The organism is Arthrobacter sp. ok909 (genome assembly GCF_900104405.1).
Classification (GTDB): domain Bacteria; phylum Actinomycetota; class Actinomycetes; order Actinomycetales; family Micrococcaceae; genus Arthrobacter; species Arthrobacter humicola.
The window spans coordinates 1-10,482 of sequence record NZ_FNJS01000058.1 but is presented as its reverse complement, the minus strand read 5'-3'; the positions used below and the strand labels follow the sequence as shown (position 1 = coordinate 10,482).

12 protein-coding genes and 2 pseudogenes are annotated in these 10,482 nt (G+C 65.2%); 5 read left to right on the top strand and 9 right to left on the bottom strand.

Translation table 11 applies throughout. The annotated features are described in order from the left end of the window. Positions 1–406: pseudogene (locus BLR03_RS23315) on the bottom strand (UvrB/UvrC motif-containing protein); the annotation flags it as partial. Positions 407–600: 194 nt separating this feature from the next. Between BLR03_RS23315 and BLR03_RS23310 the strand changes: the two are divergent. After that, a complete protein-coding gene (locus tag BLR03_RS23310) occupies positions 601–1,419 on the top strand; it encodes a DUF1206 domain-containing protein (RefSeq protein ID WP_091256886.1) in 819 nt (272 codons plus the stop codon). A 581-nt stretch (positions 1,420–2,000) separates the two neighbouring features. Here the strand turns inward: BLR03_RS23310 and BLR03_RS24260 are convergent. Together BLR03_RS24260 and BLR03_RS23305 are read right to left on the bottom strand one after the other, a co-directional pair. Beyond that, complete coding sequence (locus BLR03_RS24260; RefSeq protein ID WP_139184661.1) at positions 2,001–2,153, bottom strand: DUF2207 domain-containing protein; 153 nt, start codon at positions 2,151–2,153, stop codon at positions 2,001–2,003. A 148-nt stretch (positions 2,154–2,301) separates the two neighbouring features. Then, positions 2,302–2,508, bottom strand: coding sequence for a hypothetical protein (locus tag BLR03_RS23305; protein WP_091256885.1), 207 nt, complete (start codon positions 2,506–2,508; stop codon positions 2,302–2,304). A 243-nt stretch (positions 2,509–2,751) separates the two neighbouring features. Between BLR03_RS23305 and BLR03_RS23300 the strand changes: the two genes are divergently transcribed. Continuing rightward, a complete protein-coding gene (locus BLR03_RS23300) occupies positions 2,752–3,135 on the top strand; it encodes a universal stress protein (protein ID WP_091256883.1) in 384 nt (127 codons plus the stop codon). A 4-nt stretch (positions 3,136–3,139) separates the two neighbouring features. Here the strand turns inward: BLR03_RS23300 and BLR03_RS23295 are convergent, their stop codons facing one another. Then, positions 3,140–3,703: a cation:proton antiporter domain-containing protein gene (locus BLR03_RS23295; RefSeq protein ID WP_254788674.1), complete on the bottom strand. Its 564-nt coding sequence runs from the start codon at positions 3,701–3,703 to the stop codon at positions 3,140–3,142. After that, positions 3,703–3,873, bottom strand: coding sequence for a hypothetical protein (locus tag BLR03_RS24650; protein ID WP_175460681.1), 171 nt, complete (start codon positions 3,871–3,873; stop codon positions 3,703–3,705). Before BLR03_RS24650 ends, BLR03_RS23295 begins: the two co-directional genes overlap by 1 nt. Positions 3,874–4,531: 658 nt before the next feature. On the opposite strand from BLR03_RS24650, the gene BLR03_RS23290 reads away from it, so the two are divergent. Then, a complete protein-coding gene (locus tag BLR03_RS23290; RefSeq protein WP_091256881.1) occupies positions 4,532–5,854 on the top strand; it encodes a hypothetical protein in 1,323 nt (440 codons plus the stop codon). A gap of 174 nt (positions 5,855–6,028) precedes the next feature. Here the strand turns inward: BLR03_RS23290 and BLR03_RS23285 are convergent. Both BLR03_RS23285 and BLR03_RS23280 read right to left on the bottom strand, forming a co-directional pair. After that, positions 6,029–6,535, bottom strand: a pseudogene (locus BLR03_RS23285) (transposase); the annotation flags it as partial. A gap of 179 nt (positions 6,536–6,714) precedes the next feature. After that, entirely contained in the window at positions 6,715–7,194 is a 480-nt protein-coding gene (locus BLR03_RS23280; RefSeq protein ID WP_091256880.1) for a sensor histidine kinase, read from the bottom strand. A 352-nt stretch (positions 7,195–7,546) separates the two neighbouring features. On the opposite strand from BLR03_RS23280, the gene BLR03_RS23275 reads away from it, so the two are divergent. After that, on the top strand, positions 7,547–8,737 hold the full coding sequence (locus BLR03_RS23275) for a glutamate--cysteine ligase (RefSeq protein WP_091256878.1): 1,191 nt from the start codon (positions 7,547–7,549) through the stop codon (positions 8,735–8,737). Between the two features lie 178 nt (positions 8,738–8,915). Then, complete coding sequence (locus BLR03_RS23270; RefSeq protein WP_091256876.1) at positions 8,916–9,785, top strand: class II glutamine amidotransferase; 870 nt, start codon at positions 8,916–8,918, stop codon at positions 9,783–9,785. Between the two features lie 100 nt (positions 9,786–9,885). On the opposite strand, the gene BLR03_RS24645 is transcribed toward BLR03_RS23270, so the two are convergent. Next, the gene (locus tag BLR03_RS24645) at positions 9,886–10,023 is read right to left on the bottom strand and encodes an N-acetyltransferase (RefSeq protein WP_175460680.1); all 138 of its coding nucleotides are present in this window, start codon (positions 10,021–10,023) and stop codon (positions 9,886–9,888) included. 123 nt (positions 10,024–10,146) lie between these two features. Continuing rightward, positions 10,147–10,482: DUF3090 family protein (locus tag BLR03_RS23265; protein WP_139184660.1), on the bottom strand; the 336-nt coding region annotated here is incomplete at its 5' end.

Sequence of the window (10,482 nt, the reverse complement as noted above, 5' to 3'; positions counted from 1 at the left end):
GGGACAGGGCCCTGATGGCCTCGTCCTGGCCGACCACACGCTTGTGCAGCTCGTCTTCCATCTTCAGCAGGCGCGAGGACTCCTCCTCGGTCAGCTTGAAGACCGGGATGCCGGTGGAATTCGCAAGCACCTCGGCGATGAGATCCTCATCAACCTCGGAGATGTCGTCCATGCCGCCGGTCTTCCACTGGCGTTCCTTCTCGGCGCGTTCGGCAATGAGCTTCTGCTCCTTGTCACGCAGCGACGCGGCACCTTCGAAGTCCTGCGCGTCAATCGCGGATTCCTTCTCCAGCTTCATGGCGGCGATCTTCTCGTCCATGACCTTGAGCTCCGGCCGAGCAGTCATGCGGCGGATGCGCAGCCGCGCACCGGCCTCGTCGATCGCCTTGTCCGGCAGGAAGCGGTCCTCGTGCATCGGTCCGTGGCTGCCGGCGTTGCCTCCTCCCGCAACCGGAAACGCTCGATCCAAGACATGCACGCCGCGGCACCGGTGGTCGTCGCGGCTCAGAACAGGCCTGTATGAGCGTGGACTCACGTGACAAAATGGGCGTGTTAGACAACACCGGATTTGCGTGCGCGCTTGCACCAAGGATCGGAAAAATGAAGAAGGAGCTGAACGACGCCGCGGACGCGGTCGAGGAGGCATCGAACTCCAGGGCTCTTGTGATCGCCGCCCGGGCGGGTTTTGCCGTCAGCGGCCTGTTGCACGTTCTGACCGGATCGGTCGCCATCCGGTTGGCCTTCGGTAAGGCCGGGCAGGCGGACCAGGGCGGCGCCGTGGCCCAACTCGCCGTCCAGCCCGAGGGACTGCTGTTGCTGTGGACCGGTTTCGCCGCCTGCGTGGCTTTGGCGCTCTGGCAAACCGGGAACGCCGTGTTCGGCTACGGTCAGCTGGAAGCCAAGAAGAAGGTGGGGAACAGACTTTCCGCCGGCGCCAAGGCGGTGGTGTTCGCCGTCATGGCGCTGACGTTCGCTGCCTCCGCGAGCGGAAACAGCAAGAACAGCGGACAGTCCACCAGTGATTTCACGGTCTCAATCATGAAAGCACCCGGGGGTCCCTTCCTGCTGATCGCCATCGGGGCGGCGGTCGCCGTCGTCGGCATTGTCTTCGTGGTCCTCGGATTCAAGGCATCGTTCAAGAAGGATCTGCGGTTGCCGCCCTCGGCCACGGGCCGGTCCGTTATTACGGGGCTGGGCGTAGTCGGCTACATGGCCGAGGGCATCGCACTGTTTCTGGTGGGATTGCTGTTCATCATTGCCACCGTTACCGCCCGTCCCCAGGAGTCCACTGGCCTCGATGGCGGGTTGAAGGCGCTGCGCGAGCAGCCCTACGGGGTATATATGCTGACCGCCGTCGGTGCCGGTCTGATCTGCTACGGCCTATACCTGATGGTGAAGGCCAAATTCGCGCGGATGTAAACCGCCCCCGGTGCGGCCGGCTCCTGCTCCATTGACGAGAGGGGGAGCGGCCGGGCCGCCCCGGACGGCAGCCACCAGGAGCGCGCCGACAGGGCACGGGGCCGGTCGGTGGGCAGGCCAGCAGGCCTCACCCGAGCCGATCTGCCCGATGCGGACGTGAACCGTGCCGATTCCGGACTGCTCTGGTCACGCTACGGATTCACATCAATGCCCCGGAGGTGATTCCAGGACAAAACGGCCCACGTCACTGATACGCGCCGGGCACCGGAAATGTGACGACGGCTCACCTTCGCACTGGCATGGACGGCTCGACGCCGCACCGTGCCGCACCGGACTCGCCCGATAAACGGCCGCCTGTGATGCGTTCGGCTGATGGGCCACCTGGATGAAGGGTGCAAGCCCGGACCTGCAGCCCGTCACGGTAGTCGTAGGAGAATGAGCCTCGTCGCCTGAATGCCGATCCGACAGAGTGAATGAGTATCCGGAAAAACCCTGCGATCGCCGCATGGTCACTGCCAGCGGCGGGTCAGGGCCGGCCAGCCGGATGCGACTCTTCGCAGACTCACCCGGCCCGGGGCTTTTCAGGTCCTCCTGCGCCCCATGAGGAAGCCGACGGCAGCGAGGATCAACAGCGCCACGCCAACCCAGATCAGGAAGTTCAAAGAAGGAACCAGCCCGCCTCCGAAGAAGAACAGCACCGCAAGGACCACCGCGATGACGAGAAGAATGTTCATGACCGTTACCTGCCTCTTCCTTGAAACGTTCAACAGTGGCCCGGTCACCGGGCCCGGCCCCGGCGCGTACCCCGTAATCCGGGCCTGCCGGCGGCGGCTCTTCACAAGAGCCCGGTTCCCGCCCGACGACCGGGCTCCGGTCCCGGGGCTACTGCGATGGTTGGGGAATGTCGCAGGCGATCTTGGGGTTCAGGCCCGTGTAATTCAGCGGCCCTGTAACGATTGTCAGCGCGACGGTTCCAACCGAGGCGCAGGATGCCGGCTGTCCGGCGAAGTATCCGCGCTGCGCTGCTGCGGCGAGGCCGATCGCGAGCCAGACGATCACTAATATTCCGACGCTGACTCTGACCCGCATTTTGTCCTCCGGTACCGGATTCTGCTGACGCCTCAGCGTAATTATTCACATGTTGGAGGGAATTGATCCATCTCGTGTCAGAGCGGCCGCCTTAGCGGATCCTCTGGGCCGCACTGGTTGCGTCTGCTCCGGCCACTCAATGAGGACCGGCTGTAGTGCCTGCGCCGACCGTACCACCGAGTCTGAGCGGGCGCGGGCCAGCGAGGCTAGGATGCTCATTGAGGCCAGTGGAAGGAAAAACAAATGAGCAGTAAGGCCCGCCAGCGCCATGGCCAGCTCCGCCTGATCACAGCCTGGAACAAGCCGCCGATGGCCTGGTATCCCGCCGTGCTGGAAACGGCGGCGGGTGAAATTGCCGCCGAGGAGTCTCCCGAGCACATCGCGGGGACGCTGCAGGCTGAGGCGCTGAAGGCTGTTGAAGATGAGGGCGTGGCCGCCACCGGGCAGGTCGTTGACAGCGATTCACCGGCGTCAGCGATACTCGACGCTGCCAAGGACGCGGATCTTGTCGTCGTTGGCTCCCGAGGGCATGGCGGATTTCCCGGGTTGCACCTGGGCTCGGTCTCGACGCAGGTCATCAACCACGCACCCTGTCCTGTCCTGGTCGTCCGCTCCGAGACCTCCTGAGGCGTCACCCCGTCAACGACTCCGGGGTCGGGGGAGGCCGGCTGTCGAATTGTCTGGCGACGAGGACGTCGGTTGAGGAATGGGCGAGGATGGACAGCACAATGACGAGCGCCACGAGGTGAAAAACCTCGTCGGAGCGTTCCACGCTTGATTCAAGGACGAGAAGCCCGTAGACGACAGAGGCAAACCCCTTGGGGCCGAACCACATGGCCGCCAGTTGCTCCTTGGCCGGCAGCCGCGTGCCAAGGAAGGAGACGAGCAGTGCCACGGGGCGGGCCACGACAATCGCCAGGACCGCGAAGACCCACCCTGCCCATGCGATCTCTCCGAACAGGAACGTTGGAGTGATCAGGGCACCAAACACGAGGATGGCGGCCAGCTTAAGCAGTTCGGCCACCAGTTCCCCGAACTGCTCGAATTCCTCCCGGAAACCCGGACCCGCGGTGGCCACCGTGATGCCAGCCGAGAACGCTGCGAGGAAGAGGTTGGCCCCGGTCACCAGGCAGATGGCAAGAACGAGCAACCCGATGGAGACGGCTACCAACGTTTGCAGGCCTTTCGTTGCCATCAAAAAGGGAAGCCGCTTACGGTGGGGGTCCAGAACGCTGTTCCGGCCTCGAGCACGCGGGCAGGGATGGGCTTGGTGTTGATTTCGCCGGTCCGCTGCCGTTGTTCCCACTCCGTCGCACCGGCGTAGGCGCGTGCGGAGAGGGTCTTGCCCACTGCGGTAAGAACCACAGACACGGCTAGCTGCGAATGAAGTCCCAGACCTTGCCCACCGCATGCCCCATGCCGAGCCGACTTCATTCCGTGTGACCTTGCGTCGGACGGCGGCCAGCGTGCGAGGGCGAACAATTTGCACGTTGACGAGGATGGTCGTGCCGCGATAGTACATCGCACCGCGCCGATAGACCTGGGCCCGGACAGGGAAGGGCCCTGGAGATATTGGGGGAGATCTCCAGGGCCCTTCTCGCACCATGATACCCTGCGGGGTATTCATCCGCCAGTATGTTTCTAGTGGGCCGCCGCACCCTGAACATGCCGTGATGCCCCGGGCTTACCCCTATGCCTCTAGACCGGCACCTTGTATCGGCTCGTTCGCTTTAACTCCCCGTGACTGCCACATCCAAAAGACTACGGCGAGCACCAGTAAAACCTTCCGGGGCAGCACCGCCTTGCCCGGCCGCGCAGCATGCCGTTAGTCCGGGACGATTCAACCTCAGCGGTGGATAACCCTTGAGGAATTGTTCCCCGGCTGTGGGCAGCGGACCCGTAGTCCACGCGCTGCCGTGCTTGTCCGGCCCCTGTCTCTTCAAACTGCGGGAGCATCATGCGAGGGACGGCGCCAACGGAGGCTGCCGTCCCAGATTCCGATCCGAAGAACGGTGGTGGCGTTGTGCCCTGGACACAGGTAACGGATGTTGCGCAGCTCAATGAGGCCCTGGCGTCCGGGGCTAGGGAGGTGGAAGTCTCCGGCACCCTGAAGGGGATGCCCTCGGTGACGCTGCCTCCCGGGGTGGCGCTGCGCGGCGGTGAGCTCGTCTTTGGGGCCAAGGGCCTGCGGCTGACGCGGGACAACTCCGTCGAGGACATCACCGTGCGCACTCCGGCGCATGAGCTCGCCATCTATAACGACCCCACTGTGGAGGACCTGGGCACGCTTCGGCTGACGAACGTCACCAGTTACGGGCAGGTCTACCTGACTGCCGAGGGCAGTATCCGGGCCGGCCGCGTCGAGGCCGACGGCGTGCACGTGGCCGAGGCGGACACCAGGGGCCGGGCGGACCGGCCCACCGGGTTCGGGGTCGAGGCGATGCAGGGGGCGTTCACTCTCTGGAACCGGCAGCCCGATGTTGGCGTGGTCCTCACCGCACGGCTGGAAAACATCTCGGCGGGCAGTGCGGAGGCTCCGGTGCGTGGCGGCGGTGTGTTCGTCGGCGGTCACGGCGACAAGGCGGGCAAGGCCGACGGTGGCACGGTCGCGGTCGAACTGCTCTCCACCGGGGACGTTTTCGCCGACGGCGGTATCGCCCCTGGTACGCCGGACCTGATCAGCGGCGGTGTCTTCATCATCAGCGGCGCCTACGCGACGGAGGTGGCGAATCTGGGCACCACCACGTTCGGGCAGAACGATATGGTGCTGGACAACTGGGGCGCCGTGGAGAACTGGACGGCCAAGGCCAAGGTCACCTCGCACGGTCCCAGCGGCATCGGTTTCGTCAACTTCGGCGACATCGGCGTGCTTTCCGTGGAGGCTCCCATTGAGACCACCGGACTGGGGGCCCGCGGATTCAATGTTTACGACGGCTCGCTGCGCGAGGCCGTTTTCGAGTCAATCACCACGCGGGGTGACGGGTCCGTGGGGGTGCAGGTGAGCCGCGACCTGCCCAAACTGACCAACACGGGCAGCCTGTCCACCTCCGGAGGCACCGGCGAAAGCCTGGTCAAAGGCGTCCTAATGCCCCTCTCGGCCATCGCCCTGAGCGTGAAGCCCACCGGGCACATCGGCTCCGTAGACATCGGGGCGGACATCTCCACCGACGGCGACGGCCTGGCCACCGTGGACCTGGAAGGACCCGTCGGCACACTGACCGTCGGCGGGAAGATCATCGCCCACGGCGCCGGCGCCTCGTCCGTGCGGATCGCCGGCGTCACGGGGCCCGACTTGGACGGCCTGACACTGGAGGCACCCAACGGCCAACCCATGGCCGCCGAATAGAACCGGAACCAAACCACGTCAGCGCGGCCCCCTTCGAGTGAAGGGTGCCGTCGTCTTTGACGCCTGATGCAGCGCCCAAAATTCACGCTAAGCTCCGGCCGAACAGCCCATTCACCATCAGTGCCGCGGGAGGTGAACGGGCCTTGCGCACGTAGCCCGGCAAAGCTTGGTTTCTCAAAGCACTGGGGCGGTGGGTTGCCGGTAGGGAGTGCTGTCGCGCAGCATGGCCCAGAGGACGTTGAGGCGGCGTCTGGCTAGGGATAGGACGGCTTGTTTGTGGTCCTTGCCTTCGGTGCGTTTGCGTTGGTAGTAGGTGCGGCTTTGGGGGCAGTATCGTGCTGCGGATTGGGCTGCGAGGTAGAAGACGTTGAGGAGCCGGCGGTCGTAGCGTTTGGGTCGGTGGTGGTTGCCGCTGATGCGTCCGGAATCGCGGGGGACTGGCGCCTGGCCGGCATCGCCGGCCAGCCGGGCTGCGCTGTCGTATGCAGTGATGTCTCCGCCGGTGGCGGCGAGAAGTTCGGCTGCACGGAGCGTGCCGAAGCCGGGCATGCTAAGCAGGATCTCTGCCTGCTGGTGTTCGCGGAACCGGGTTTCGATCTGCTTGTCGATCTTGGCGACTTCGTCATGCAGGTCGAGCACTGTGCGGGCGAGAGCGGCCACGATGTCAGCACCGATTTCCTGGGCTTGGATGGTGGTGCGGTTAGGTCCGTAACGGTGGGAATCGGCAGACCTGGGGGAGTGGGGAAGGCCGTCTCCTGCTTGGAGGCGGTTGCCCGTGGGGGTGACGGCGGGGCAGGAGCCGGCATGGCGGACCAACGCCGCCCTTGCTGTGGTGGCGACAAGTGCGATGCGGCCCGGCGTTAGTCCAGAGGCAGTGTTATCGTCACGCAGGTTCCTGCGGCGGACGAATAGATGATCATGTCTCCGCCCGCAAGGCCTACGGCCGCTCGCATGAGACGCAGTCCCATGCCGGTGTGCCGACCAATCATGGCTGCCGGTGCGTCGAAACCACCGCCGTCGTCGGTCACTTTGAGTTGGACGCTGTGGCTCAGGCCTTGGGTAACGCAGCCGAGCCGGATTGTCACAGTTGAAGCCTGGGCGAATTTGTAGACATTGCTGAGGAGTTCCTGTGCCGCCCGGTACAGAAGAGTTGCGGATTGCCGGTCCACTTCCATCCCGTGGTGCGGAGTCTCCAGGTGCACCACGGTTCCGCGTTCGCGGAGGGGAAGAGTCAAGCGGTCGATTGCGCCGGATACCCCGACGACCTGGAAGTCGAGCGGGTGTGTATCGGTGAGGACGCCACGTACGGCGATGACTTCATCGCTTAGTGGTGCTTTCATGCTCTTACTGTGCGCTTGCGTCGTTGGGATTTTCTTGTGCCGTGCCGAGGATGGTGCACCTGGATTCCATTCGCCAGCGCCCAAAGGCTACGTGCAGTGAACGACAAGAATGCCAAGGGGGCTGTGCGGCGTCGATCGAGACCACTCGACAGGCGTGTCAGGCCGGCAAACGTACCGCGTCGCACGGAAGGGCCAGGTGAAGGGAAACTGACGCCGGGGACTACAACCGGGCTGCCTATCGATTGCGCGGCCGGATTCGTGTTTCCCGGCCGACGGGTAACCGCCGCCGCCCTTGCGTGCGGAAACTGGCCCGTGGTTCTTCGCTGTCGCTTTCGTCGGTCACACTTAGCATGTGCGTACTTTTGGTGTTGAAGAAGAATTCCTGATTGTGGATCCCGACAGCGGATATCCTTTGCCCTTGGCCGGGGAGGTGCTTCGCCTGCACGTCCCCGCCCGCCCGGCGGTGAACGACCTGGCACCCCTTCAGATGCTGGCCGCGGAGCTTCAGCAGGAACAGCTCGAAGTCATCACGCACCCGCATTCCAGTCTGAGTGGCCTCTCGGCCGAGATCCGGGCGGGTCGGGCCTATGCCGACTCGCTGGCCCGGATGACGGGCGCGAGGATCGCTGCCCTGGCCACGTCTCCGCTGCCGGCCACACCGCAGGCCACCCGTAACATCCGTTATGACGCCTTGATGGAAAAATTCGCTCTGACGGCCCGCGAGCAGCTGACCTGCGGATACCACGTCCACGTCTCCGTGGGCTCCGATGAGGAGGGCGTCGCGGTCCTGGACCGGATCAGATCCTGGCTGCCGCCGCTCATAGCCTTGAGCTCAAATTCCCCGTTCTGGAACGGCACGGACAGCGGCTACGCCAGTTTCCGAACCCAGGCGTGGAATCGGTGGTCCACAGCCGGGCCCACCGAGGTTTTCGGTTCGGCACAGGCCTACCATTCACTGGTGGAAGGCCTGTCGGGCACCGGGGTGGTCACCAGCCCGGATTTTGACGCGCGTCTGTCCGTTCGTCACCCGACCGTCGAGGTCCGGGTGGCCGATGTCTGTGTTGATGCCCGCGACGCTGCACTGATTGCCGCGTTGGTGCGGGCGCTGGTGGAGACCGCCGCCCGGGAATGGGAAGCCGGGCATCCACCGGACATGGTTCCCGCCGCAATCCTGCGTCAGGGAGCCTGGCGGGCCAGCCGTTGGGGCATGGAGGGGGAGCTCCTGCATCCGGTAACGCACCGGCCAGCCACCGCGAGAAACGTCGTCGACGCGCTCCACAGCCATGTCCGGGAGGCCCTGGACGATACCGGCGATGCCGCCTACGTCGCGGAGTCACTGCAAAGGATCCTTGATCAGGGCACGGGGGCCAGTCGGCAGCGGCAAGCGTTCGAGCGCAACGGCAGACTCTCCGACGTCGTCACCCTCGCCACCGGCCTCACTCATCAGGAACCCGTCGACAACTCCGGCCTCGACGAACCGTTCCTCGAAGGGGACAGGGAAACGATTAGTCCAAGCACGGATTTGGCCGCCGTCTCCGGCTAACGCTGTCACGGGGTGCGAATTCTGGCGACAGGCGCCTTCTTGGAGCCGAAACCATGAAGCGGGTTCAGTGACTTTTGCTCCTATTCGGAGTTGCGGGGCGGCGGTATGCCGGTGTGCCGGGCCGGGGCGATGATGGGGGAGCCAGGTACTCTCAGCAGGGAATCTATGAGGAGTGACCATGTGCCGACTGTTCGGCCTGCACGCCGGCCTCCGGCCGGTCCGGGCCACGTTCTGGCTTCTTGATGCCCCGGACAGCCTGTCCGACCAGAGCCGGCGGGAACCGGACGGGGCGGGCATCGGAACCTTTGACGCCGCCGGCAGGGCCCATGTGGCCAAGCAGCCGCTTGCGGCGTGGGAGGACCACGCGTTCGCCCGCGAGGCACGGGTTCTGAAGAGCACGACGTTCCTTGCCCATGTCCGGTATGCCAGTACCGGGGCGCACACGCTTCTCAACACCCACCCGTTTGAACAGGACGGGCGGCTGTTCGCCCATAATGGCGCCTTCGGGGACCTCGACCGGCTCGAGCAGCGCCTGGCCGGGCTCGGCGTCGCGGATCTGGTGCACGGGCAAACCGACAGCGAACGGCTCTTCGCCCTCATGACCGCCGAGACCCGGCGCGCGGGCGGGGACGTCGGAGAAGGCATCATCCGGGCCGTCACCTGGATCGCCAGGGAGCTGCCGGTGTTGAGTCTGAACCTGATCGTGACGACCGCGACGGACCTGTGGGCGCTTAGGTACCCGGCCACGCACGAGCTGTATGTCCTGGAACGGGACCCTGCCGGTGTCCCCGGCCCGGCAGCGCCCCTGGAGGCCAGGAGCCACCGTATCCACGCCCGCAGTGAAGAGCTCGCCACATCCCCGCACGTCCTCATCGCCACCGTGCCGATGGATCACAACCCGGACTGGCGTCCCATGGCCGCCGGTGAGCTGGTCCACGTGGGCCCGGATCTAGCGGCGATTTCCAGCTTCCCCTTCCCGGCGGCCCCGGCACATCCACTCACCCTCACCGATCTTGACCCGGCCGCGGCGGCATCCCAGAGGCAGTGACCCCGGCAGCGCCGCCCGACGACGAGGCGCCACGGATTCGAGCGGTGATGCAGCCACGATCCTTGGGCCTCTGGACTAAACGGTGTTCTCGGCCTGTTTCTCAGTCGTAGTCAGATTCGGGGTCATCGTCCGTGAGGCGGCGGAAGTCCCGGGAGAGGTACAGGGCCATCGCCGCTGGGTTGTTGTCCTCCACGGTGACTGTCACCGTGTGGCGGCCCAGGGCGTGCACGAGGTGCATGCAGTGTCGCAGGAGTTCGGCGATGATGATGGCGGCCGTGATATCGCCCTCCGGTCCGGAAGCTACGAGGGACGCTGCCTCGCTGGTGCGTCAGCTCCGCGGTCACTAGGTCCGGCGCTGGCATCAGAGCCCGGGAAGGGTGCACGTGTGCCCGTCGGCGTCTATGGGGTAACCGCAGAGCGGGCACGTCGGACGCCCGGCGCCCACGATCTCACGGGTGCGCTTGGCGAATGCGCGGGCGGTGCCGACCGGCATTCGCACCAGCAGCATTTCGGGCTCGTTAGCGCCGTCCTCATCAAGCGATTCGTCGGCATCAGCATCAGCATCGACATCGGTGATGGGGTAGGCCTCTAGTAGGACCTGGGCGGTGGTTGGGTCCCAACCTAAGCTCATGGCGCCGGTGCGAAACTGCTCCTGAACGGCCTCGAGCTGGTCATTGTCGACAAGTTCAAGGGGAGT

Coding starts and splice junctions, on each gene's coding strand:
- BLR03_RS23310 (WP_091256886.1), top strand. CDS start 601: ATGAAGAAGGAGCTGAACGACGCCGCGGACGCGGTCGAGGAGGCATCG.
- BLR03_RS24260 (WP_139184661.1), bottom strand. CDS start 2,153: ATGAACATTCTTCTCGTCATCGCGGTGGTCCTTGCGGTGCTGTTCTTC.
- BLR03_RS23305 (WP_091256885.1), bottom strand. CDS start 2,508: ATGCGGGTCAGAGTCAGCGTCGGAATATTAGTGATCGTCTGGCTCGCG.
- BLR03_RS23300 (WP_091256883.1), top strand. CDS start 2,752: ATGAGCAGTAAGGCCCGCCAGCGCCATGGCCAGCTCCGCCTGATCACA.
- BLR03_RS23295 (WP_254788674.1), bottom strand. CDS start 3,703: ATGGCAACGAAAGGCCTGCAAACGTTGGTAGCCGTCTCCATCGGGTTG.
- BLR03_RS23280 (WP_091256880.1), bottom strand. CDS start 7,194: ATGAAAGCACCACTAAGCGATGAAGTCATCGCCGTACGTGGCGTCCTC.
- BLR03_RS23270 (WP_091256876.1), top strand. CDS start 8,916: ATGTGCCGACTGTTCGGCCTGCACGCCGGCCTCCGGCCGGTCCGGGCC.
- BLR03_RS24645 (WP_175460680.1), bottom strand. CDS start 10,023: ATGCACCTCGTGCACGCCCTGGGCCGCCACACGGTGACAGTCACCGTG.